Origin of the sequence: Vibrio nomapromontoriensis, assembly GCF_050337205.1 — a bacterium.
In the GTDB taxonomy this organism is placed as follows: domain Bacteria; phylum Pseudomonadota; class Gammaproteobacteria; order Enterobacterales; family Vibrionaceae; genus Vibrio; species Vibrio nomapromontoriensis.
The window spans coordinates 56,391-80,213 of sequence record NZ_JAKJSS010000021.1 but is presented as its reverse complement, the minus strand read 5'-3'; the positions used below and the strand labels follow the sequence as shown (position 1 = coordinate 80,213).

The following is a 23,823-nucleotide window of genomic DNA, read 5'->3' as shown; positions in this document are numbered from 1 at the left end:
TGTTAGGCCTGCCGCCAGCGTTCAATCTGAGCCATGATCAAACTCTTCAATTTAAGATTTTGTCGGCTCAATGAATACTGACTTCAAAACTGTCCCTTACTTAAAAAGTAAGAAGTAATTTTAAAGCTATTATCGTTCCAACAGAACGATAATGAATTTTGACTGTGTGACAGTAAGCGAACTTACTACCCTTAGGTCACGTGTTCATTGAAAACCATTTTACTTCCGAAGAAGTGGTTTATCTCCGCTCAAAGCAGAAGTAAACATAATGATTATCATCAACAAGTGTCCACACAGATTGATATAGGTCTATATTGTTAAAGAGCTTGTTTCGAGCCTTGCTCGAAACGGACGGCCATTTTAGCTAGATAAGCTTCAGTGTCAAACACTTTTTAAAACTTATTTTGCCAAGCTCATTGAGCTTGATAACCTTCTGACTCGTTCTTGGTTTTTGTTGAACCGTTCCCGTGTCAGCGAGGGTGCATTATAGAGATCGGCGTCTCGTTGGCAACCCTTTTTTTCGTATTTTTTCTATTTTATTTTCGTTCGGTCAGAAACAATACAAAGTGATTTAAAAGTATACCTTGAATGGCTAAAGTTGATGAAATTTGTCAGCAAACAATGCCACTTTATCCCAGTTGGTATACTCAACCTCTTTCGTTGTATCGGTTTCTCCTCCAGTCATCTTCATTATGAACTTAATCATGAACCGATCGAAGACATTATATCGAGGGTAATAGAGGGCACCTGCAAACACACCAATTAATGAAGGCTGCCAAGGTGATTTTTTCAGGAAGGTTTTGATGTATGCACTCCCTTCCGGCGTATCCTTTCCTTGGTCTTCTTTTCTAGCTGTGAGATTGACACAAAAAAATGCAACCTGACTCTGGTCTAATTGCTTGCAATGGCGCTCAATAAACTGATAGAGCTTTTTGTTTAAATGGCCGTAACGAATAGAGGCGCCAATCAGTACTCGCTCGTAATTAGACAGATCTATATCACCTACGGTATTTAGATCGATAAATTCAGCCTCACTTTCACTGCATTGCGTCGCAATACGTTCTATGATTTTTTGAGTTTGTCCTTCTCTTGTCGAGTACAGATAAAGCACCTTCGCCATAAGACTTCCTTAGCTACGCCAAAATGCAGGCGTTAATAAAATAAGTAGTGTGAATATTTCCAATCGACCAAAGAGCATGGATACGATCAATATCCATTTGGCACTGTCATTAACTTCGCCAAAATGAACCGCAACCTCACCTAGACCAGGGCCTAAATTATTCAGCGTCGCCGCAACGGCAGAGAAAGCGCTTAATTCATCCATGCCTGTAGCAATCAAAGCGAGCATACAAACAACAAACACCAGTGCGTAAGCAGAAAAGAAACCCCATACCGCATCAACAACCCGTTGCGACAGTGCGGTTCCACCAACTTTAATGGTGTATACCGCTCTCGGGTGTACTAAGCGTTTCATTTCACGAGCGCCCTGCAATGTTAGCAACAAGATACGAATAACTTTCATACCTCCTCCCGTTGAACCTGCACAACCACCTATAAAAGAAGAGAACAGCAGTAACACTGGTAAAAAGAGCGGCCACTCTGAAAAACCGGTGGTGGTAAATCCTGCTGTCGTCGATATAGAAACAGATTGGAACAAAGCCTGATCAAACGCGTCATAGAACGATTGATATGAATGGTGTTCAAGGAGAATTAAAAAACACACCAAGAAAAGTACTAACTGAATGAATAAGAAAGCGCGGAACTCTGGGTCCTTCCAGTAATACTTAGGATGAACACCACCAGATGAAAAGGCAGCAAAATGCAGCGAGTAGTTACAGGCAGAAATCAATAAAAATACAACAGTGATCATATTAATAGCATGGCTATCAAAGTAACCCATACTGGCATCATGTGTCGAAAAGCCACCAATAGCGATAGTTGAGAAACTATGAGCAATAGCATCAAATGGCGTCATCCCTGCCACCCAAAACGCAGCAGCACAAGCAATGGTCAAACTTAAGTAGATATACCATAGCGCCTTTGCAGTTTCAGCAATACGTGGGGTCATCTTACTATCTTTCACTGGACCTGGAATTTCAGCACGATATAACTGCATGCCCCCGATACCCAATACTGGCAAAATAGCGACGGCAAGAACGATGATTCCCATCCCACCAAACCACTGCAGCAATTGACGATAAAACAAAATTGCCTTAGGTAATTCATCGAGACCAACAATTACGGTCGCCCCTGTTGTCGTTAATGCAGAGAATGATTCAAAGAAAGCATCGGTTATCGATACGTTGGGATAGTCTGATATAAGAAAAGGTAACGCCCCTGCGCTACCAATTACCGTCCAAAACAAAACAACAATAAGAAAGCCATCTCGCGCTTTTAGCTCATGCTTATGTCTTCTATTCGGTAACCAAAAAAACGCCCCGCATATAAGGAGGACAAAAAAGGTGGTAACAAATGGGACGCCCGCGCCATCACGGTAAATTAATGCGACGAGAGCAGGCGCTAGCATAGAGACACTAAAAAGTGCTAATAACAGCCCAACAATGCGGATAATGGATCGAAATTGCATAGTGTATTGAATGAAGCAAAGCTTCTATTACTTCCTAGTTGTTTTCAAATAAGGAGACCATCGCCTTGGCTCCACTCTTATTAATAATGCTAAGTGTGAGCGCATCAACTTGATTCACTTCAACTTCAACAATCAATACGACTTTTTCACTGTACTCTGAAGCGATCTCTAATGCACCAAACTTACTTAATTCAGACTGAGCAATCGCCATAAAACCATAGTCTAACTCTACTCGTAAACGAGTGGTTATTTTTTTTTCTATTGTTTGAATTAACTTCAGTGCTTGCTGAACGCCGCCGCCATAAGCTCTTACCAGACCACCAGTACCCAGCTTTATGCCACCAGAGTAACGTGTCACTACTGCCGTTAACTCACCAATACCAGAACCACTAAGTTGAGCCAGAATCGGCTTCCCCGCCGTACCAGATGGTTCGCCGTCATCACTAAAGCCCCACATCATCGAATTTTCAGGCCTACCTGCGACAAAGCCCCAGCAATTGTGGCGAGCACCACTGTGCTGAATCTTCACCTGACTAACAAACGCTTTTGCTTCGTCAATACTTGGAGTGTGGCTAATTTGAGTAATAAAGACACTTTTCTTTATCTCTTCTTCAAAAATAACCGACTGCTCTGGAATTAGGTATGCGCTTGAGTTCATTGGTTTTTAAAGCCGTGTCGCCTAAAAGGGGTATTCTATCACGCAAGGATTAGATTGACTCCAAGAACGGACACTGCTCATAATGTTAAACAGTTGTTTAAAAAATGTATTGAAATTTATTCAATACACGTTCACACTAAAAACACTGGTCTAACCAGATCCATAATAATAACCGCTTCACTCAATCATGGATTGTCTGTCACGGAGAACGACAATGATTTACCAATCTGACACCCTACAGGTAAAGGAAGTACGCAACGGCATTGCTGAGCTGTGCTTCAGTGCATCAAATTCAGTCAATAAACTGGATCTCGCTACGCTAGAATCGCTTGATAAAGCCCTAGATTCGGTGGCGCAATGGGACGGTTTAAAAGGCTTAATCCTAACCACTGACAAGAACGCCTTCATCGTTGGCGCTGATATCACCGAATTTTTAGGTCTGTTCGCGAAACCGAAAGCAGAGCTTACAGAGTGGCTACAGTTTGCGAACAATATCTTTAACAAGCTTGAAGATTTACCCGTACCAACTCTTGCGGCACTAAAGGGGCATGCATTAGGTGGCGGTTGTGAATGTGTACTTGCTGCCGATTTTCGCATTGGTGACAAGACCACCAGCATTGGCTTACCAGAAACGAAACTTGGAATTATGCCGGGCTTTGGCGGTACCGTCCGACTACCAAGAGTCATTGGTGCCGACAGTGCCATGGAAATCATCACCCAAGGCAAAGCATGTCGAGCGCCTGAAGCATTAAAGCTTGGCTTGCTAGATGCCATTGTTGAGACAGATTCATTACACGACTCAGCAATTAACACCATTGAACTTGCCATCAATGAAAAAATTGATTGGAAAACTCGTCGCCAACAAAAACTCTCACCTCTGACGTTAAGTAAGCTCGAATCTATGATGAGCTTTACTATGGCGAAAGGACTTGTGGCACAAAAGGCAGGCCCACATTACCCTGCACCGATCACAGCAGTAAAAACCATAGAAAAAGCGGCGCGCTGTCATCGAGATGAAGCACTGCAAATTGAAGCCGACTACTTTGTTAAGCTTGCAGGTTCCGATGTATCAAATGCCCTTGTCGGTATTTTCCTCAACGATCAATACATCAAAGGGCTTGCTAAAAAAGCCGCGAAGTCAGGTAAAGAAACGCAACGAGCCGCCGTGCTGGGCGCTGGTATTATGGGGGGCGGAATTGCATACCAATCTGCCTTAAAAGGCGTGCCTGTTATAATGAAAGACATCGCCCAAGCTTCCCTAAACCTTGGTATGGAAGAGGCTTCTAAATTACTCAATAAACGTCTAAAGCGTGGGCGTCTTGATGGATTTAAAATGGCTGGTATTCTTTCTTCTATTACACCAAGCCTACACTATGCCGGCATTGAGCAATCCGACATTATCGTTGAAGCGGTCGTTGAGAATCCAAATATTAAAGCCGCGGTATTAACTGAAGTTGAAAAATTGGTTTCCGACAACACCGTCATTGCTTCAAACACCTCTACCATCCCGATTGATGTGTTAGCTAAGTCCTTATCACGTCCAGAAAACTTCTGTGGCATGCACTTTTTTAACCCCGTGCATCGAATGCCTTTAGTCGAAATTATTCGTGGTAAACAGACCTCAGAGGAAACCATCAACCGTGTTGTCGCTTATGCTGCGAAAATGGGTAAATCTCCGATTGTCGTCAACGACTGTCCTGGATTCTTCGTCAACCGAGTACTGTTCCCTTACTTTGGCGGCTTTAGTCAACTCGTCCAAGACGGCGCTGACTTTATCCAAATAGATAAAGTGATGGAGCGTAAATTTGGCTGGCCAATGGGGCCTGCCTATTTGCTTGATGTCGTTGGCATCGATACCGCTCACCATGCTCAAGCTGTAATGGCCGAAGGCTTCCCTGAACGCATGGCAAAAGAGAGTCGAGATTCGATAGACGCACTCTTTGAACAACAGCGCTTTGGGCAAAAAAATGGGTCTGGCTTTTACACCTACACCACAGACAAACGTGGTCGCCCGAAAAAAACACCAAGTCCAGATGTCGCTAGCCTTCTTGAAGCGGTGTCTCAACCAAGCCAATCTTTTGATGATGACACCATCATTCAACGCATGATGATTCCAATGATCAATGAAGTGGTGCTGTGTCTAGAGCAAAACATTATTGCTTCACCGCAAGAAGCCGATATGGCGCTTGTGTATGGTTTAGGGTTCCCTCCTTTCCGCGGTGGTGTGTTCCGTTACCTAGATACCATTGGCATTGCTAACTATGTTGAGATGGCAAAACAATATGAGTCGCTCGGTGCGATGTACCAAGTACCATCTACCCTGATTGATATGGCAGCCTCTGGCAGGTCATTTTATAGTCAGCAGCAAGCAAGCTCACTGTAGCCACCAACTGGAAGAGGAATTATCAAAATGAAAAATGTAGTCGTTGTTGATTGTCTTCGCACACCCATGGGGCGTTCCAAGGGTGGTGCATTTAGACATACAAGAGCTGAAGATCTCTCAGCTCATTTGATGAAAGGGATTCTTGCTCGCAACCCTGCCGTCAATCCACATGAAATAGAAGATATTTACTGGGGATGTGTACAACAGACCCTTGAACAAGGCTTCAACGTGGCTCGTAACGCTGCGTTGTTAGCTGGTCTACCGATTGAAATCGGTGCCGTTACAGTAAACCGGTTATGTGGTTCATCTATGCAGGCTCTGCATGATGCTACTCGCTCGATTATGGTGGGAGATGCCGACATCTGCCTAATCGGTGGCGTAGAACACATGGGGCATGTTCCTATGAATCACGGGGTTGATTTTCACCCACAGCTCTCAAAAAATGTCGCTAAAGCAGCTGGCATGATGGGACTGACTGCTGAAATGCTAGGTAAGCTGCATGGTATCAGCCGCGAACAGCAAGATGAATTTGCCGCTCGAAGCCACCAACGCGCTCAAGCAGCAACCGTAGAAGGACGCTTTAAAAATGAAATTCTACCAATAGAAGCGCACGCTGAAGATGGCTCTTTATTTACCCTAGATTTTGATGAAGTCATTAGGCCAGAAACCAACGTAGACGGTCTATCTAAGCTACGCCCTGTCTTCGACCCAGCCAATGGCACCGTCACAGCTGGCACATCTTCCGCGTTATCAGACGGCGCATCTATTATGCTGATAATGAGTGAGGATAAAGCCAAAGAACTTGGTGTTAAAGTTCGCGCCAAGATACGTTCAATGGCGATTGCAGGCTGTGATCCTTCCATAATGGGATATGGCCCAGTTCCTGCGACACAAAAAGCACTAAAGCGCGCCGGTCTCCATATGGAAGATATTGATATTGTTGAACTCAATGAGGCATTTGCGGCTCAATCTCTCCCTTGCGCGAAAGATTTAGGTCTGCTGGATGTTGTCGATGACAAAGTAAACCTAAACGGTGGTGCTATTGCACTAGGACACCCACTCGGTTGCTCTGGTTCTCGTATCTCGACCACACTAATCAATATCATGGAAGACAAAAACGCAAAATACGGTCTAGCCACCATGTGCATTGGTTTAGGACAAGGTATCGCGACTATCTTTGAACGACCGTAAACATTACCACTCGAAAAAGGCCCCTTTATGGGGCCTTTTTATATTTCAACATGCATAAAATGCATAAACTGAATGTTCAAGTTTCATTATTTTTTTTCATAATTCTCACCTAGACTCAATATCAGTTTAAAAGACCAATCCACTTGGAGCACACTATGTTCAAAGCACTTGTACTAAATCAAGAAGACAAAAAAACCATCGCTTCTGTATCACAGATTGATGAATCTCAACTTCCTGAAGGTAACGTAAAAATAGATGTAAAATATTCATCACTGAACTACAAAGATGGATTGGCGATTACCGGTAAAGGGCGCATTGTTCGTAACTTCCCTATGGTTCCTGGTATCGACTTATCTGGTGTGGTCTCACAATCAGATGACCCTCGTTACAAAGAAGGCGACGAAGTTGTCCTTACTGGTTGGGGCGTAGGTGAAGGTCACTGGGGTGGCATGGCAGAAAAAGCGAGTCTTAATGGTGACTGGTTAGTCCCAATGCCGGAAGGCCTAGACGCTCATAAAGTCATGGCAATTGGCACGGCAGGTTTCACCGCGATGCTTTGTGTTCAAGCTATCGTAGATGCGGGCATCAAACCAGAAGATGGCGAAGTATTAGTGACAGGTTCAAGCGGCGGTGTTGGTAGCGTAGCTATTACACTATTAAGTCAACTGGGCTACAAAGTCGCAGCAGTAACAGGTCGCGCCAGTCAAAATGGTGCGTTACTCACTTCGCTTGGTGCTTCGCGCATTGTTGAGCGTAGTGAATTAGAAGATCCAGCGAAGCCTCTAGAGCGCCAAGTTTGGGCTGCCGCTGTAGATACTGTTGGTAGCAGCATGCTCGCTAAAGTACTTGCTCAAATGAACTACAACGGTGTTGTTGCCGCATGTGGTTTGGCTGGCGGTTTTGACCTACCAACAACTGTAATGCCGTTTATTCTACGTAATGTTCGCCTACAGGGTATTGATTCTGTTATGTGCCCACGAGAAAAACGCATTAAAGCTTGGGAGCAACTATCTGAACTACTCCCTGAAACCTATTATGCACAAGCAAGCAAAACCGTCGATTTAGAGCATGCCATTCAAGCGGCTGAAGATATTACCAATGGTGCCATTACTGGCCGCGTAATCATCAAGCTTTAAGCGACTCCACTCGACGAGAAAATATAAAGCTCGCTATCACATAGCGAGTTTTATATTACTAGACACACATAAAACGCCGTCAAAACCTTGCGCTCATTGACGACCTGATGTCCATAACTTAAGCCAAACCAACATCATCAATACGTTTGGTAATTAGTTTGCCGCACTCTTCCTTCACGATGGTTCTCAACCATTGTTGAGATTCCGACGTATGACAGCGCGAATGCCAAATCAACGAATAATCAAATGGTGTAAAAGCAAAAGGAAGGGGCTTAATCACAAGATCATAACGCTCTGCAACCAAGTAAGCTAAATCAGCAGGTACCGTAATAATGAGTGGCATACGATCAACTATCGCTAATGCCGCCTCCAAATGATATGCACGAAGCACCATTTTTCGAGGTTTTTGATTAATCAGTGCGGCATCCAACAGCGCTTTGACGCCATCACTAATCGCAATCATGGCATGAGGTGCATGCACATAATCTTCCAAAGAAAGTGGTCTATCAGCAAGAGGATGCTGTTTAGATACTAAACATGATACGCCCACAGGCCCTAGCACGTCTTGGTGTAAGGGGGAAACTAACCCTGCAGGGCGGCAAATAGCCATATCCACTTTATCTGTGCTCAACTGCTTAAATAGATTCTCGTGCTGTAATGGTGCAAACTCTAATGAAATATTAGGAGCAAGCTCGTAAATCTTTGGCAGCGCATACGGTAAGATCGTCTGCATCGCATAATCCGTTGTCGCAATCAAAAAGCGCTCATTACAGTAATAGGGATCAAACTCACTCGGCGTCAGCAATTGTCGAAACGACTCTAACGGCTGGTCAATTTGTTTGCAGATCTCTAGCGCCTTGCTTGTTGGGATAATACGCTGCCCTTGGCGAGTAAATAAAGGGTCATCAAGTAGCTCACGTAAACGACCTAGTACTCGGCTGGTTGCGGACTGACTCAAATTTAGTCGAATAGCCGCCTGACTGACACTCCCCTCTTCTACCAGCACTTTTAATGCGACTAACAAATTCAAATCACGGCGATAAATATCTTCGAGTTCCATTGATGAGCTCCTAACTAGGTCTCCCTATAGTCTACACCTGCTCATTACGGGTTTATCAAATTTTAGGCAAAAAAATCCCGCCTTTCAGCGGGGAAGCCCAAGAAATTGGGGATAGTGTCGGAATTCGTTTGTCATTAATAAATATCGAACAACGATGTAGCAATAATGTTAATTATTATTCTCTTCAGCTACGTCTTGCCATTGTCTCATTTCAATCCACATCGCCACTATAGAAACGCTCAACCCGATAAGCGGCATCAACGTAGGCTCTCCTGACGTCTTTAACACCAAGGCACAAAAAGAAATAAAACAGAGTAAAGCATAAATCGTTAATCTATCTAAAATGGTCAACACGGCTACTCCTTAGCGCTTTGTTACCAACTTGTTAAATTAAGTTAAAACAAAAAAAACCATTTGCCAAGAGTTATTGCATATTTTTTCGTCGTAAGTAGAATTCAATCAGATTTTAGACGAGAAAGAGCCATATAATGACAATCAATACCCAGCTAGCCACGCACACATTAGAAGCAGAAGGCTTGCGCTGCCCAGAGCCGGTGATGATGGTCAGGAAGACAATTAGAAAAATGGATGATGGTGACGTGCTGCTTGTCAGTGCCGATGACCCGTCAACAACTCGTGATATTCCAAGTTTTTGTCGCTTTATGGATCATCAATTGCTAGGTGAGCAAACGGAGTCTCTGCCGTATCTCTATCTCATAAAGAAGGGCGCGTAGTAGTATTAATACAAAGGGACAAAATGTAAAAAGGCTGCCAGAGGCAGCCTTTAATTATTCATCATATTCCAGCGTTCTGATCTCAGACTGAAGCGCTTTAATCTGCTTTTGCATGGCTCGAATATCACTATGCATAGGTATCAAGTGCTGCACCCGAATCCAAGATTCAACGGCTAATGCCGTCATGATAATCGCACCCACGACCATCGGTAGCCACATATCAGTCAATACCATGCCTAATAATGTCAACACCAGACCAACGGTAAATAAAGCGCTTTGATTTTTAGCGGTCATTCCTGTGTAACGTGTCAGCATATGTTGCCCTCTCGCTTAGGATCCACACTGTTAAATTACCATGACAAGCATGACACTAATATGTCAGTCATCACGGTTTTCAGTAGTGAAAAGCGCTTCGCAAACAAAATGTATCAACACCATTTTATTGATACTATTCACTAAAAAAATGCCGCACCACATGCCAACCCAACAAACAACAATGCGGTTACTTTACGTATCCAATTTAAGGGCAATCGATCAGCTGAAAACTGACCAATCAATACTACTGGGACGTTCGCTAATAACATGCCAATCGTTGTACCGATAATGACCAAAAGCAATGCATCTGCATACTGCGCCCCCAAAATTGACGTCGCGATTTGCGTTTTGTCACCAATCTCGGCAATAAAAAAAGCAATAAAACTCGCAACAAAAGGGCCTCGGCTAGATACCCCTTCTTCGTCATCTAATTTGTCCGGAATGAGAACCCAACCCGCCATCAAGAGAAAGCTCACAACTAACACCCACTTTAATACTTCAGGTGATAAATAGTCGGCCACCACAACCCCTAGCCATGCAGCCAAAGCATGATTAGCGATCGTTGCTAAAAAAATAGCGGTGATAATAGGAATTGGTTTTCGATACCGGCTGGCCAGTAACAAGGATAATAACTGGGTCTTGTCACCGATTTCGGCTAAAGCCACTGTAGTAATAGATAATGCTAAGACACTCACGACATGCTCTAAGGGGCAGGGATTATAATTATTAACCATAGATAAACCTCGCGCCCCACCCCGGTTCACGATGCTTATCTAAGGTCTTGCTAAACGAATTCGCTGTTCGTCTCATACACCATGGTGAATGTGCACCAATTATGTTGACGTATGAATCAAAGCTGTGTGACAGACTTTGATAAGCTACTCCCCAAAGATGGGCGCATTCTAAACATTCAACTCATAAAATTCAATAATCTCTGTCCCTAGGCTGCGGCGATCATTAAGTAAATAGGAAAAAGTCCGTTTTTTTACCTGTCTGATGATTAATTAACCACCTTTGCCCCTACTCCCATTGGGAATAACTCGGTATACTTGAGCGTTATTTTTATCCGTTTTTAGACAGAACTTTCATTTAGAGAATTGCGCGAACAAACTATGCAAAAATACGATATCAAAACCTTCCAGGGAATGATCCTCGCGCTGCAGGATTATTGGGCTCAAAATGGTTGTACGATTGTTCAACCGCTAGATATGGAAGTAGGTGCTGGCACCTCTCACCCAATGACATGTCTACGTGCACTTGGCCCAGAGCCAATGTCTACGGCATACGTTCAACCTTCACGTCGTCCGACCGATGGCCGCTATGGTGAAAACCCGAACCGTCTGCAGCACTACTATCAATTCCAAGTAGCTCTAAAACCATCTCCTGACAATATTCAGGAACTGTACTTAGGCTCTCTTGAAGTACTTGGTGTCGATCCGCTGGTTCACGATATTCGTTTCGTAGAAGACAACTGGGAAAACCCTACATTAGGTGCATGGGGCCTTGGTTGGGAAGTATGGCTAAACGGCATGGAAGTAACTCAGTTTACTTACTTCCAACAAGTTGGCGGCCTTGAGTGTAAGCCAGTAACCGGCGAGATCACTTACGGTATCGAGCGTCTAGCAATGTACATCCAGGAAGTAGATTCTGTTTACGACCTAGTATGGAACGTAGCACCAGACGGTTCTAACGTGACTTACGGTGACATCTTCCACCAAAACGAAGTTGAGCAATCCACCTACAACTTCGAGCACGCAGATGTAGATTTCCTATTCACTTTCTTCGACCAATGCGAGAAAGAGTGTAAAGAGCTACTTGAGCTTGAGAAGCCACTGCCGCTCCCAGCTTACGAGCGCATTCTAAAAGCAGGTCACGCATTCAACATTCTTGATGCGCGCAAAGCTATCTCTGTAACAGAGCGTCAACGATACATCCTTCGTATCCGCAACCTGACTAAATCAGTTGCCGAGGCGTACTACGCGTCACGTGAAGCGCTTGGCTTCCCAATGTGTAAGAAGGACAAATAATCATGGCGAAGAATTTTCTAATTGAACTGGGTACGGAAGAGCTTCCACCAACAGCACTTCGTTCTCTAGCAGAAGCATTTGCTGCTAACTTTGAAGCAGGTCTTAAAACTGCTGAGCTTTCTCACGAAGGTATCAAGTGGTACGCAGCACCTCGCCGTCTAGCTCTTAAAGTGACGGCACTGGCTGAAGGCCAAGCAGACAAAATCGTTGAGAAACGTGGTCCGGCTATTTCTGTCGCATTCGATGCTGAAGGCAACGCAACAAAAGCAGCGCAAGGCTGGGCTCGTGGTAACGGTATTACCGTTGAACAAGCTGACCGTCTAAAAACAGACAAAGGTGAATGGCTTCTTTTCAAACAAGAAGTCGCAGGTAAACCAGTTCAAGAATTGGTAATGGACATTGCAGCGAAAGCACTAGCAGGCCTACCCATTCCTAAAGCAATGCGCTGGGGTAACTCAGACATTCAATTTATCCGTCCAGTGAAAACACTGACAGTACTACTCGGTGATGAGCTTGTTGAAGGCGAAATACTGGGCGTAGCATCTGCGCGTACTATCCGTGGCCACCGTTTCATGGGCGAACAAGAGTTTACCATCGACTCTGCTGACCAATACCCTGCGATTCTAGAAGAACGCGGTAAAGTCATGGCGGATTACGAAGCGCGTAAAGCGATCATCCTTGCTGACTCTCAAAAAGCAGCAGCAGCGGTTGGCGGTAAAGCTGACCTAGAAGATGACCTTGTTGAAGAGGTAACGTCTCTGGTTGAATGGCCAGTCGTACTGACAGCGAAGTTCGAAGAAGAGTTCCTAAAAGTGCCTTCTGAAGCGTTGGTTTACACCATGAAAGGTGACCAAAAATACTTCCCTGTTTACGATGACAACAAGAAGCTACTTCCGAACTTTATCTTCGTATCTAACATCGAGTCTAAAGAGCCTCGTTACGTTATCGAAGGTAACGAAAAAGTGGTTCGTCCACGTCTTGCTGATGCTGAGTTCTTCTTCAACACAGACCGTAAGCGTCCATTAATCGATCGTCTTCCTGAGCTAGACCAAGCTATCTTCCAGAAGCAACTAGGCACTATCAAAGACAAAACAGACCGCATCACAGAACTTGCTGGTTACATTGCTGAGCAAATCGATGCTGACGTTGAAAAATCTAAACGTGCTGGCCTACTGGCTAAATGTGACCTAATGACATCAATGGTATTCGAATTTACCGATACTCAAGGTGTAATGGGCATGCACTACGCGAATCATGACGGTGAAGACGAGCAAGTAGCACTAGCACTTTACGAACAATACATGCCTCGTTTCGCGGGCGATGATCTTCCAAGCACAGGCATTTCTTCTGCTGTAGCAATGGCTGACAAGCTAGACACTATCGTTGGCATCTTCGGTATTGGCCAAGCACCGAAAGGTTCTGATCCATTTGCTCTACGTCGTGCATCACTCGGTGTGCTGCGTATCATTGTAGAAAACGGCTACAACCTAGACCTAACCGATCTGATCGGTAAAGCGAAAGCGTTACTTGGCGACAAACTGACCAACGAAAACGTAGAAGCTGATGTCATCGACTTCATGCTTGGTCGTTTCCGCGCATGGTACCAAGATGCTGGTTTCAGCGTAGATATTATCCAAGCGGTACTCGCACGTCGTCCAACGAAACCAGCAGACTTTGACCAACGTGTTAAAGCCGTTTCTCACTTCCGTGAATTGGAGGCCGCTGAAACGCTAGCAGCAGCCAATAAACGTGTTGGAAACATTCTTGCTAAATTTGATGGCGAATTAGCTCAAGAGATTGACTTAACACTCCTTCAAGAAGACGCAGAAAAAGCACTTGCGGAAGAAGTTGAAGTCATGACAGAAGCACTTGAGCCAGCTTTTGCGACGGGTAACTACCAAGAAGCACTAAGCAAACTAGCTAACTTACGTGAGCCAGTTGATGCCTTCTTTGATAACGTAATGGTCATGGCAGACGACGAAGCGCTTAAAAAGAACCGTCTAACGTTGCTTAACAACCTACGTAACTTGTTCTTGAAAATCGCAGATATTTCGCTTCTTCAGAAATAATCCTCTTTGTTTCAAACAAAACCCGGTCTCATGACCGGGTTTTTTATCATCCCGCTAATTCACCACTTCAATTAGATCTAATTCTCCCATTTCGATAAATAGTGCTTTGCCTCACATTATCATTACGGTATGTTCAAAAGACTCCCTTGCCACCAGCAAGGTCGATAAAGGTAACTCATACAAGTGAACGTAATGAACTAGGGACAACAATGCAATTTTCTAAGTTTGGTGAAAAATTTAATCGTTACTCAGGAATCACCCAGTTAATGGATGATCTAAATGATGGACTGCGCACTCCTGGCGCCATCATGCTCGGTGGAGGCAACCCTGCTGCTATTCCCGCCATGCTCGAGTATTTTCATCAAGCCAGTGCCTCAATGCTCGCCAGCGGCGAACTCGTTGCAGCGATGTCAAACTATGATGGTCCACAAGGCAAAGATGCCTTCGTAAAGTCCTTAGCGAACTTACTAAAAGAAACGTACGGTTGGGATATTTCAGAAAAAAACATCAGTCTGACTAATGGCAGCCAAAGCGGATTTTTCTACCTCTTCAACCTTTTTGCGGGTCAGTATCAAGACGGGCGTAAAAAGAAAATCCTACTACCGCTAGCACCAGAATATATAGGCTATGGTGACGCTGGTCTTGAAGACGATATTTTTGTCTCATATCGCCCAGAAATAGAAATGCTTGAACAGCGCCAATTCAAATATCACGTCGATTTTGACCGTTTAAAAGTCGATGACTCTGTCGCAGCAATCTGTGCCTCAAGGCCAACGAACCCAACCGGCAACGTTCTTACTGACGATGAGATTCGCAAGCTAGATAAACTGGCTAGAGACAACGGCATTCCGCTGATTATTGATAACGCTTACGGTACACCTTTTCCAAATATCATCTTTGAGGATGTCACCCCATTTTGGAATGACAACACCATCTTGTGCATGAGCTTATCAAAATTAGGGCTACCAGGGCTTCGCTGTGGCATCGTGATTGCGAGTGAAGAAATCACCCAAGCATTGACCAATATGAATGGCATTATTAGCCTTGCGCCAAGTGGTATGGGACCGGCTTTAGCTCACCATATGATTGAAAATGGCGATTTATTGCCATTAAGCGAAAACGTCATCAAGCCCTATTACCAACAAAAGTCGCAACGCGCAGTAGAGCTACTTCAACAAGCCATTCCGGATCCTCGTTTTCGAGTCCATAAGCCAGAAGGGGCAATCTTCTTATGGCTATGGTTTGATGAATTGCCAATTACAACAATGGAATTATACCAACGCTTAAAAGCTCGAGGGGTGCTTATTGTCCCGGGTGAGTATTTCTTTATTGGACAAGAAGACAATTGGGATCACGCCCATCAATGCTTACGTATGAACTACGTTCAACCAGATGAAGCGATGCAAAAAGGCATCAACATTATTGCCGAAGAAATTAGTAAAGCTTACCAAAATAACTGATGTCTAAGCTGGATCGAAAAGAGCGCTATAAGCGCTCTTTTTTATACCTAAAGAAACTAACTATTGTCTGGCAAGCTTTTACCATTAATCGCGATCTTACGTGGCTGCATCGCTTCAGGGATCTCTCTTTCCAAATCCACGTGCAGCAAGCCATTTTCCATGGTTGCGCCTATCACTTTCACGTAATCCGCCAATTGGAATTTACGCTCAAAGTCTCGCTCAGCAATACCTTGGTAGATATAATTTTTACTTTCTTCTGCCTGGCGCTCTCCACGTACAATCAACATATTCTCTTTTTGAGTAATATCTAAATGTTCGTCAGCAAAACCCGCCACTGCCATCGTAATGCGGTATTTATTTTCGTCTTGCTGTTCAATGTTATACGGTGGGTAACCACCAGAAGAGTTCTTCGATGTGTTGGCTTCCATCAAGTTAAACAGACGGTCAAAACCAATGGCGTTACGGTATAGGGGGGCAAAATCTACAGTTCTCATCATACTATCCTTTCATTAAGCAATAGCCTTAGCCAGCATCAATAGAGTGACTAAGTTATCCAAATATCATGTCCGAAATGGTGTACATCGGCATGCATGATAATTGGCTATATCAAGTTGTGGGCGGCGCAGGTCATCCTCTCATGAGCGATGTTACGCCAGCGGTATCAAAGGCCCAATAATTTGGCATCCTCTTCAATAATAGATATAGGGGCGATAGAAATCAGATTCAAGCCAATATTCAAAAAATATCCACCCTGCATTTTGAAAAAGCAGCTCCCTCGAAAAAGGCGACCCCGCTAAAGAAAACAAACCGTGAGTAAACAATAGAAATACCTAGCCACTAAGAACCCACTTACCAGAAACAAAAAACGCCACCCAAAGGCAGCGTTTTCTCTATCACTTACAATATAAACCCACTACACATCCAAGTTTGCTACTTTCAGAGCATTCTCTTCAATGAAGTTACGACGCGGTTCAACTTGATCACCCATTAATGTGGTAAACAGAAGATCAGCGCCAACGGCATCTTCAATCGTCACTTGCATCATGCGGCGAGTTTCAGGATCCATGGTAGTTTCCCAAAGTTGATCAGGGTTCATCTCACCCAGACCTTTGTATCGTTGTAGGCTAAGACCACGACGAGACTCTTTCACCAACCACTCTAATGCTTCAACAAAGCTAGAAACAGGCTGAGTACGCTCACCACGCTTAATGTAAGCGCCCTCTTCAATTAAGCCTTCTAGCGCTTCTGATAGATCCGCTAGCTTGCTAAATTCCTTCGAGTTAATGAGATCAACACTCAAGACATGCTCGTAAGTCACACCGTGAGTACGAACCACAACCTTAGGTACACTCAGACCCAGCTCTTCATGTTTTTCAACTTCTAAGCTGTACTGGCTCGCGCCTGCTTCTTTAGCATTCAGTTGCTCAACAAGCTGTTTACCCCACGCTTCAACCGCAGCATCATCATGACATTGCTCTGCAGTTAGGCGAGGTACGTAAATCAATTCGTGTACCAACGCACGCGGGTAACGACGACTCATACGATCAACCAGTTTAATGCCGGCATTGTACTGCTGCACTAATTTCTCTAGCCCTTCACCGGCAAAAGCTGGTGCTTCAGGGTTAACATGCAGCGCGGCATTATCCAAAGCCAACGCCACCTGATACTGGTTCATGGCGTCTTCATCTTTGATGTATTGCTCTTGTTTGCCTTTCTTCACTTTGTAAAGTGGCGGTTGTGCAATATAGATGTAGCCGCGCTCAATAAGCTCTGGCATTTGACGATAGAAGAACGTCAAAAGTAGTGTACGGATATGCGATCCATCCACGTCGGCATCGGTCATGATGATGATGTTGTGATAACGCAGTTTGTCTGGGTTATATTCATCGCGACCAATACCACAGCCCAATGCTGTAATCAGCGTCGCGACTTCTTGAGAAGACAACATCTTGTCAAAGCGCGCTTTCTCAACGTTTAGAATTTTACCTTTCAGTGGCAAAATTGCTTGGTTCTTACGGTTACGCCCCTGCTTGGCTGATCCGCCAGCAGAGTCCCCTTCCACAATGTATAGTTCAGACAATGCAGGGTCTTTTTCTTGGCAATCGGCAAGTTTACCTGGTAAACCTGCTAAATCTAACGCGCCTTTACGACGAGTCATTTCACGAGCTTTACGCGCGGCATCACGAGCACGTGCTGCATCAATAATTTTTGAACAGACAATCTTTGCTTCACCTGGGTTTTCCGCCAGGAATTCAGACAACTTTTCGTTCATTGCCGATTCAACCGCTGACTTCACTTCTGAAGAAACCAGTTTATCTTTCGTTTGGCTTGAGAATTTAGGATCGGGTACTTTCACAGAAACAATCGCCGTTAAACCTTCACGAGCATCGTCACCAGATGTCGATGTTTTGGCTTTCTTAGAAAAGCCCTCTTTGTCCATAAAGGTATTAAGCGTACGTGTTAGTGCTGAACGGAAACCCGCTAAGTGGGTGCCACCATCACGTTGAGGAATGTTGTTAGTGAAACAGTAGATATTCTCTTGGTAACCATCATTCCATTGCATTGCAACTTCGACGGTAATGCCATCTTCACGTTCAAAATCGAAGTGGAAGATTTTTTGAATGATAGGCGTTTTATTGGTGTTTAGGTGTTCAACAAACGCTTGGATACCACCTTCAAACATGAAGTGATCCATTTTGTCTTCTTCGCGTTTATCAATAAGCTTGATAGAAACACCAGAGTTCAAGAAAGAGAGCTCTCGAAGACGCTTCGCCAAAATATCATAGTGGAATTCGATATTCGTAAACGTCTCTTCACTTGGCCAGAAACGAATCTCAGTACCCGTTTTATCGGTATCACCTACCACAGCTAGCGGCGCTTGCGGCTCACCGTGATGGTAAGTTTGAGTATGAATTTTTCCGCCACGATGGATAGTCAACGTCACTTGCTTAGATAGTGCGTTTACTACTGAAACACCAACGCCGTGCAAGCCACCAGATACTTTGTATGAGTTATCATCAAATTTACCACCGGCGTGAAGTACCGTCATGATAACTTCGGCAGCAGAGACTTGCTCTTCTGGATGCAGTTCCGTTGGGATACCACGGCCATCATCGCGAACCGAAACAGAGCTGTCCTCATGAATAGTCACAATGATGTCATTACAGTGACCAGCCAACGCTTCATCAATTGAGTTGTCAACCACCTCAAAAACCATGTGGTGCAGACCGGTTCCATCGTCCGTGTCGCCGATGTACATTCCTGGACGCTTACGTACCGCATCCAGACCCTTTAGTACTTTAATACTCGATGAATCGTAATTTTCTGACATGAGTTTCTCTCACTATTTACCTGGTTCTATTGTGCCATGTTCCACATGAAACATCTTGCCATTTTCGTCAACCATATCGGCAACTTGACTTTGGGTAATAGAACTTACAAAAACTTGAGCCTTCGTCTCTTTTAAGTAATCCGCTAAGCGTTTACGACGGAGGCTATCTAATTCTGAAGCAAAGTCATCAATTAAATAGATGCACTGCTTTCCTGTTAATTCTGCTAGATGTTGACCTTGCGCTAAGCGCAACGCACACATCATTAATTTCAATTGGCCTCGTGATAACACATCCTCAACGGGGGTATTATTCACTTTGATCCGTAAATCGGCCTTATTGGGTCCACTAAAGGTATACCCCAATGCTTGGTCTCGCTCAAAACTTCGCTCTAACAACTCACTGTAAGGTGTGCCCTTCTCCCAACCACGATAATAGCCGAGCTTAATGTCCAATTCTGGCAAAAAGGACTGACACATCGTTTCAGCTAATGGCTGCATTTGTTCAACGTAGCGACGACGCCAATCGTCTATTTGAGTGGCCAATAACGCAAGGTCCTTATCCCAAAACCGCATCTCTCGATAGCTGGTGGCAGATTTAAGTAACGCATTGCGCTGCTTATTCAGACGCTTAAAACGACCCCATGCTTCATGAAAGCCAGGTTCAGAGTGAAACACACCCCAGTCGATAAATGCACGTCTAAATTTAGGCCCATCGGTCAATAATTCAAAGCCCTCAGGATGAATTAACTGCAAGGGTAACACCTTAGCAAGCTGAGCAAGTTTTTGCCCAGATTGACCGCCTATTTTAACCTCTGTTGACCCATCACGCTGCTTATTAATGCCAATAGGTACCTCAAATTGATCCGAGTTCAAAAAACGACCATGAACAAACAGTTCTTGGCAATCATTCTGAATCACTCGTCCCGTCAAAGTACTTTTAAATGAGCGGCCATGACCTAGCAAATAAATGGCTTCAAGCAAGCTTGTTTTGCCACTTCCATTAGGGCCAATAATAAAGTTAAAGCCTGTGGATAGTTCAATATCACAGGCTTTAATATTACGAAACTGCTGTACGATTAGACGCGAAAGCGGCATAAAGCGATGCTCATATTAGAGACGGATTGGCATCACCACATACATGGCGCTTTCATCTTCACTATTTTCAATAAGCGCACTGGCGTTCGCATTAGACATCGAAATGCGTACCTGATTACAACGTAAACTGTTCAATACGTCCAAAACATAAGAAACATTGAAACCAATTTCTAGCGCATCACCTTCAAAGTTCACGTCTAGCATTTCTTCCGCTTCTTCTTGCTCTGGGTTATTCGCTGTAATTCGCATTTCACTGCCATCCAGGTTCACTCGAACACCACGGAATTTTTCATTCGACAAAATCGCAGCACGAGAGAAGGCCTGACGTAGTTCACCACAATCTGCTTCTAGCGTTTTATCGGTATTTTGCGGTAATACTCGACGGTAATCAGGGAAGCGACCATCCACCAACTTAGACGTGAAGATAAAGTTGTTCACTTCTGCACGGATGTTAGAGCTGCCAATTTGTAATGTCACTGGTTGCTCTGGTGCATCTAATAATTTAGACAGCTCTTGTACCCCTTTTCGAGGCACTATAATTTGTTGATTCTCAAAGCTACCTTCCAATGCAACTGTAGCAACCGCCATGCGGTGACCATCTGTTGCTACAGAGCGTAAGGTATTATCATCAAGCTCAAATAGCATACCGTTAAGGTAATAACGAACATCTTGGTTCGCCATTGAGAACTGTGTTTTCTCTATCAAAGATTTCATTTCAGCCTGAGTCACCGTTACAGCGACCTCTTGTTGCCAATCTTCAATATTAGGAAAATCACTCGCCGGTAGTGTCGTTAATGAAAAACGACTACGACCAGAGCGTAACTGAACACGATCACCTTCCAGCACAATGGTGATCATTGCATCATCAGGCAGACCGCGACAGATATCGAGGAATTTTCGCGAAGGCACGGTCACACTGCCCGCTTCAAAATCACTTTCTAGCGTTACTTTACTGATTAACTCGACTTCGAGATCAGTCGCAGTGATTGAAAGCACACCATCGGATACTTTTAACAGTAAGTTACCCAAAATAGGCAAAGTTGGTCTACCACCCAAAGCGCCAGAGACTTGCTGTAGCGGCTTAAGAAGGTGATTACGCTCGATAGTAAATTTCATAGATAACTCTTCGCAAAGATGGCAATCCATGCCACTTAGATTCGAAATACAATAGATTGATGCTAATTATAGTGATTCTGACACTATTAGGAAGAAAGCGTGCGAATTAAGTTAGAGTAGTCTTCCTTAATATCATGACTTTCTTCTCTGAGCTGAGCAATTTTACGACATGCATGAAGCACAGTGGTATGGTCGCGACCACCAAACGCATCACCAATTTCAGGCAAGCTATGGTTAGTTAGTTCTTTCGCAAGCGCCATCGCCAGCTGACGAGGACGCGCTACTGAGCGAGAACGACGCTTAGAAAGCAAATCCGCGACTTTGATTTTGTAATATTCTGCGACCGTTTTTTGAATATTATCGATGGTCACTAATTTTTCTTGTAAAGCCAGCAAGTCACGTAACGCTTCACGAACAAAATCAATGGTGATAGGACGGCCGGTAAAATTCGCGTTCGCGATGACACGGTTAAGTGCCCCTTCCAGCTCACGCACATTTGAACGAAGACGCTTAGCAATAAAGAAGGCTACTTCATCAGCGAGATGAATTTGATGATCTTCTGCCTTTTTCATTAAAATCGCGACACGAGTTTCCAGCTCTGGAGGCTCAATGGCAACCGTTAGCCCCCAACCAAAACGAGATTTAAGGCGATCTTCAACACCATTAATTTCTTTTGGATAGCGATCAGAGGTCAAAATGATCTGCTGGTTACCTTCAAGCAAAGCATTAAAGGTGTGAAAGAACTCTTCTTGAGAGCGTTCTTTGTTAGCAAAGAACTGAATATCATCGATAAGCAGCGCATCAACACTACGGTAATAACGCTTAAACTCTTCAATCGCGTTGTTTTGTAGCGCTTTCACCATATCTTGCACAAAGCGTTCAGAGTGCATGTAAATCACTTTCGCATTGGGCTTATTATCGATAATAGCGTTACCAACGGCATGCAATAGGTGCGTTTTACCCAAGCCTGTACCGCCATATAAGAATAACGGGTTGTAGGCCGCTCCGGGATTATCCGCCACTTGGCGAGCAGCCGCTAAACCTAATTGGTTCGACTTACCTTCCACGAAGTTATTGAACTTATGCTTAATATTAACGTTGGAACGGTGATTAATGTCCGCGACTTCCACTTCATTGTCCCACGTCTTATGCACTGGCTGTCTTGCTTGTAATCTTGCTGGTGCTGAAGATTCTGCTGCGACATCGGCCGCGCTCTTCACGGGTTTAGGTGGGGGCGGTGCCGATACTCGTCGGCTACCCACTTCAAGACGCAGGCTTGGGACATCGTTACCACAATATTCTTGCAGTAAGCGATTAATGCTATTGAGATAACGATCTCGAACCCAATCGAGTACAAAGCGATTCGGCGCAAATAGAGTTAGGGTATTGTCATTAAGCTCAGCCTGCAATGGTCTTACCCACATGCTGAATTCGGTAGCTGGTAGCTCTTCTTGTAGTTGTTGCATGCATTGCAACCAAAGCGAAGATGACACGTTGCGCTCACTCTATTATTGAATTGGGGAAAGACTGCTAATTTTACCTGTTGATAACCAAGATCGCCAGCAAATGATCGAGCTTACGGTGAATAAGATCTAAGTTATTCACAATTTTCATGGCCATTTCACTTGGATCCACACAATTTTCCCTTATTTTACTCACACAGTCATGCACAAAATGGCGATCTACTCACAATTGATCTAACGTGTGCATAGATCAGTGGTTAATCTGTCACCAAATGATGACAACGGTTCAAAATATGGTGAAAGCTTCATCATTCAACCGCGAGTTTGTTATGGTTAATAACAACTAGTTATTTAACTTATCGACAACTTTGCCAGTAACATTCCTCCCTATAAACATAAGGAGTAGTAAAATGAAAAACTGGATTAAAGGCGCATTAACAGCCTTAGCACTTTCTGCAACCGTATCTCAAGCAGCATATGCTGCAGTCGCACAAGACGTGAAAGTGGGTATGTCTGGTCGCTACTTCCCATTTACGTTTGTAAAACAAGACAAATTACAAGGTTTTGAAGTCGATTTATGGGACGAAATTGGCCGACGTAATGACTATAATGTCGAATATGTAACGGCCAGCTTTTCAGGCCTATTTGGGTTACTTGAAACGGGAAGAATTGATACTATTTCGAATCAAATAACCATTACTGACGAGCGTAAAGCGAAATATCTCTTCGCTGACCCTTATGTCATCGATGGCGCGCAAATTACCGTACGTAAAGGCAATGACAGCATTCAAGGTATTGATGATCTTGCCGGTAAAAATGTCGCCGTTAACTTAGGTTCAAACTTTGAACAGTTGCTGCGTCACTACGATAAAGACGGAAAAATCAATATCAAAACTTACGACACTGGTATTGAACATGATGTCGCACTGGGTCGCTCAGATGCATTCGTCATGGATCGCTTATCTGCTCTTGAACTGATTAAAAAGACAGGCCTTCCACTACAGTTAGCAGGCGAACCGTTTGAAACCATTGAAAATGCATGGCCATTTGTTAATAACGACAAAGGCCAAAAATTACAGCAAGAGGTTAACACTGCACTAGCAGCAATGCGTGCAGACGGCACTTTGGCCAGTATCTCTGAAAAGTGGTTTGGTGCTGATATCACTAAAAAGTAAGTGAACACTATGTACGCGCCCAC

The 23,823-nt window shown here is 44.1% G+C and carries 20 protein-coding genes and 1 riboswitch; of the genes, 8 read left to right on the top strand and 12 right to left on the bottom strand.

Annotation, left to right across the window (positions count from 1 at the left end; all coding sequences use genetic code 11):
* Positions 1-592 precede the first annotated feature (592 nt).
* The 3 genes from hemG to L4D05_RS22315 are packed head-to-tail and all read right to left on the bottom strand — an operon-like array spanning position 593 to position 3,245.
* Positions 593-1,120, bottom strand: coding sequence for a menaquinone-dependent protoporphyrinogen IX dehydrogenase (hemG, locus tag L4D05_RS22325; protein WP_428795315.1), 528 nt, complete (start codon positions 1,118-1,120; stop codon positions 593-595).
* Positions 1,121-1,129: 9 nt separating this feature from the next.
* Positions 1,130-2,587 carry a TrkH family potassium uptake protein gene (locus L4D05_RS22320; protein ID WP_265677708.1) on the bottom strand — a complete coding sequence of 486 codons (1,458 nt, stop codon included), beginning with the start codon at positions 2,585-2,587 and terminating at the stop codon, positions 1,130-1,132.
* A 34-nt stretch (positions 2,588-2,621) separates the two neighbouring features.
* Complete coding sequence (locus L4D05_RS22315) at positions 2,622-3,245, bottom strand: YigZ family protein (protein WP_428795314.1); 624 nt, start codon at positions 3,243-3,245, stop codon at positions 2,622-2,624.
* 214 nt (positions 3,246-3,459) lie between these two features.
* Here L4D05_RS22315 and fadB point away from each other — a divergent pair, with 214 nt between their 5' ends.
* The 3 genes from fadB to acuI all read left to right on the top strand — a co-directional run bounded on the left by fadB (position 3,460) and on the right by acuI (position 7,955).
* A complete protein-coding gene (gene fadB / locus L4D05_RS22310) occupies positions 3,460-5,628 on the top strand; it encodes a fatty acid oxidation complex subunit alpha FadB (RefSeq protein ID WP_428795313.1) in 2,169 nt (722 codons plus the stop codon).
* A gap of 27 nt (positions 5,629-5,655) precedes the next feature.
* Positions 5,656-6,819: an acetyl-CoA C-acyltransferase FadA gene (gene fadA / locus L4D05_RS22305; RefSeq protein WP_428795312.1), complete on the top strand. Its 1,164-nt coding sequence runs from the start codon at positions 5,656-5,658 to the stop codon at positions 6,817-6,819.
* Between the two features lie 155 nt (positions 6,820-6,974).
* The gene (gene acuI, locus L4D05_RS22300) at positions 6,975-7,955 is read left to right on the top strand and encodes an acrylyl-CoA reductase (NADPH) (RefSeq protein WP_428754716.1); all 981 of its coding nucleotides are present in this window, start codon (positions 6,975-6,977) and stop codon (positions 7,953-7,955) included.
* 118 nt (positions 7,956-8,073) lie between these two features.
* On the opposite strand, the gene L4D05_RS22295 is transcribed toward acuI, so the two are convergent.
* Positions 8,074-9,015 (bottom strand): LysR family transcriptional regulator, encoded by a 942-nt coding sequence (locus L4D05_RS22295; RefSeq protein ID WP_428754715.1) that lies wholly within the window; start codon positions 9,013-9,015, stop codon positions 8,074-8,076.
* 168 nt (positions 9,016-9,183) lie between these two features.
* On the bottom strand, positions 9,184-9,369 hold the full coding sequence (locus L4D05_RS22290) for a hypothetical protein (RefSeq protein ID WP_428754714.1): 186 nt from the start codon (positions 9,367-9,369) through the stop codon (positions 9,184-9,186).
* A gap of 134 nt (positions 9,370-9,503) precedes the next feature.
* On the opposite strand from L4D05_RS22290, the gene tusA reads away from it, so the two are divergent.
* Positions 9,504-9,749: a sulfurtransferase TusA gene (gene tusA / locus L4D05_RS22285; protein ID WP_428754713.1), complete on the top strand. Its 246-nt coding sequence runs from the start codon at positions 9,504-9,506 to the stop codon at positions 9,747-9,749.
* A gap of 54 nt (positions 9,750-9,803) precedes the next feature.
* Here tusA and L4D05_RS22280 read toward each other — a convergent pair whose 3' ends face one another.
* Together L4D05_RS22280 and L4D05_RS22275 are read right to left on the bottom strand one after the other, a co-directional pair.
* Positions 9,804-10,064, bottom strand: a complete 261-nt coding sequence (locus tag L4D05_RS22280) for a hypothetical protein (RefSeq protein ID WP_428754712.1) — start codon at positions 10,062-10,064, stop codon at positions 9,804-9,806.
* A 140-nt stretch (positions 10,065-10,204) separates the two neighbouring features.
* Complete coding sequence (locus tag L4D05_RS22275; RefSeq protein ID WP_428754720.1) at positions 10,205-10,759, bottom strand: TMEM165/GDT1 family protein; 555 nt, start codon at positions 10,757-10,759, stop codon at positions 10,205-10,207.
* Positions 10,760-10,850: 91 nt separating this feature from the next.
* Positions 10,851-10,963, bottom strand: a riboswitch (yybP-ykoY riboswitch).
* A 213-nt stretch (positions 10,964-11,176) separates the two neighbouring features.
* On the opposite strand from L4D05_RS22275, the gene glyQ reads away from it, so the two are divergent.
* From glyQ to L4D05_RS22260, 3 genes are all read left to right on the top strand, one after another.
* Positions 11,177-12,091: a glycine--tRNA ligase subunit alpha gene (glyQ, locus tag L4D05_RS22270; protein WP_017632669.1), complete on the top strand. Its 915-nt coding sequence runs from the start codon at positions 11,177-11,179 to the stop codon at positions 12,089-12,091.
* 2 nt (positions 12,092-12,093) lie between these two features.
* Positions 12,094-14,160, top strand: a complete 2,067-nt coding sequence (gene glyS, locus L4D05_RS22265) for a glycine--tRNA ligase subunit beta (protein ID WP_428754711.1) — start codon at positions 12,094-12,096, stop codon at positions 14,158-14,160.
* A 209-nt stretch (positions 14,161-14,369) separates the two neighbouring features.
* Positions 14,370-15,620: a valine--pyruvate transaminase gene (locus L4D05_RS22260; protein WP_428795311.1), complete on the top strand. Its 1,251-nt coding sequence runs from the start codon at positions 14,370-14,372 to the stop codon at positions 15,618-15,620.
* 56 nt (positions 15,621-15,676) lie between these two features.
* Here L4D05_RS22260 and L4D05_RS22255 read toward each other — a convergent pair whose 3' ends face one another.
* The 5 genes from L4D05_RS22255 to dnaA all read right to left on the bottom strand — a co-directional run bounded on the left by L4D05_RS22255 (position 15,677) and on the right by dnaA (position 22,655).
* A complete protein-coding gene (locus L4D05_RS22255) occupies positions 15,677-16,114 on the bottom strand; it encodes an Hsp20 family protein (RefSeq protein ID WP_428754719.1) in 438 nt (145 codons plus the stop codon).
* Positions 16,115-16,533: 419 nt separating this feature from the next.
* Positions 16,534-18,951 carry a DNA topoisomerase (ATP-hydrolyzing) subunit B gene (gene gyrB / locus L4D05_RS22250; RefSeq protein ID WP_428754709.1) on the bottom strand — a complete coding sequence of 806 codons (2,418 nt, stop codon included), beginning with the start codon at positions 18,949-18,951 and terminating at the stop codon, positions 16,534-16,536.
* A gap of 12 nt (positions 18,952-18,963) precedes the next feature.
* Positions 18,964-20,046, bottom strand: a complete 1,083-nt coding sequence (recF, locus tag L4D05_RS22245) for a DNA replication/repair protein RecF (RefSeq protein ID WP_428754708.1) — start codon at positions 20,044-20,046, stop codon at positions 18,964-18,966.
* A 15-nt stretch (positions 20,047-20,061) separates the two neighbouring features.
* A complete protein-coding gene (dnaN, locus tag L4D05_RS22240; protein ID WP_428754707.1) occupies positions 20,062-21,162 on the bottom strand; it encodes a DNA polymerase III subunit beta in 1,101 nt (366 codons plus the stop codon).
* 86 nt (positions 21,163-21,248) lie between these two features.
* Positions 21,249-22,655 carry a chromosomal replication initiator protein DnaA gene (gene dnaA, locus L4D05_RS22235; protein ID WP_250619308.1) on the bottom strand — a complete coding sequence of 469 codons (1,407 nt, stop codon included), beginning with the start codon at positions 22,653-22,655 and terminating at the stop codon, positions 21,249-21,251.
* 380 nt (positions 22,656-23,035) lie between these two features.
* On the opposite strand from dnaA, the gene L4D05_RS22230 reads away from it, so the two are divergent.
* Positions 23,036-23,800, top strand: coding sequence for an amino acid ABC transporter substrate-binding protein (locus tag L4D05_RS22230; protein ID WP_428754706.1), 765 nt, complete (start codon positions 23,036-23,038; stop codon positions 23,798-23,800).
* The last annotated feature ends 23 nt before the right edge of the window (positions 23,801-23,823 follow it).

Excerpts from the sequence above, each read along its gene's own strand:
- gyrB (WP_428754709.1), bottom strand. The coding sequence starts at position 18,951 with ATGTCAGAAAATTACGATTCATCGAGTATTAAAGTACTAAAGGGTCTG.
- L4D05_RS22280 (WP_428754712.1), bottom strand. The coding sequence starts at position 10,064 with ATGCTGACACGTTACACAGGAATGACCGCTAAAAATCAAAGCGCTTTA.
- L4D05_RS22320 (WP_265677708.1), bottom strand. The coding sequence starts at position 2,587 with ATGCAATTTCGATCCATTATCCGCATTGTTGGGCTGTTATTAGCACTT.
- recF (WP_428754708.1), bottom strand. The coding sequence starts at position 20,046 with ATGCCGCTTTCGCGTCTAATCGTACAGCAGTTTCGTAATATTAAAGCC.
- glyQ (WP_017632669.1), top strand. The coding sequence starts at position 11,177 with ATGCAAAAATACGATATCAAAACCTTCCAGGGAATGATCCTCGCGCTG.
- L4D05_RS22230 (WP_428754706.1), top strand. The coding sequence starts at position 23,036 with ATGAAAAACTGGATTAAAGGCGCATTAACAGCCTTAGCACTTTCTGCA.
- L4D05_RS22295 (WP_428754715.1), bottom strand. The coding sequence starts at position 9,015 with ATGGAACTCGAAGATATTTATCGCCGTGATTTGAATTTGTTAGTCGCA.
- glyS (WP_428754711.1), top strand. The coding sequence starts at position 12,094 with ATGGCGAAGAATTTTCTAATTGAACTGGGTACGGAAGAGCTTCCACCA.
- L4D05_RS22255 (WP_428754719.1), bottom strand. The coding sequence starts at position 16,114 with ATGAGAACTGTAGATTTTGCCCCCCTATACCGTAACGCCATTGGTTTT.
- fadA (WP_428795312.1), top strand. The coding sequence starts at position 5,656 with ATGAAAAATGTAGTCGTTGTTGATTGTCTTCGCACACCCATGGGGCGT.
- dnaN (WP_428754707.1), bottom strand. The coding sequence starts at position 21,162 with ATGAAATTTACTATCGAGCGTAATCACCTTCTTAAGCCGCTACAGCAA.
- tusA (WP_428754713.1), top strand. The coding sequence starts at position 9,504 with ATGACAATCAATACCCAGCTAGCCACGCACACATTAGAAGCAGAAGGC.
- fadB (WP_428795313.1), top strand. The coding sequence starts at position 3,460 with ATGATTTACCAATCTGACACCCTACAGGTAAAGGAAGTACGCAACGGC.
- hemG (WP_428795315.1), bottom strand. The coding sequence starts at position 1,120 with ATGGCGAAGGTGCTTTATCTGTACTCGACAAGAGAAGGACAAACTCAA.
- acuI (WP_428754716.1), top strand. The coding sequence starts at position 6,975 with ATGTTCAAAGCACTTGTACTAAATCAAGAAGACAAAAAAACCATCGCT.
- L4D05_RS22315 (WP_428795314.1), bottom strand. The coding sequence starts at position 3,245 with ATGAACTCAAGCGCATACCTAATTCCAGAGCAGTCGGTTATTTTTGAA.
- L4D05_RS22260 (WP_428795311.1), top strand. The coding sequence starts at position 14,370 with ATGCAATTTTCTAAGTTTGGTGAAAAATTTAATCGTTACTCAGGAATC.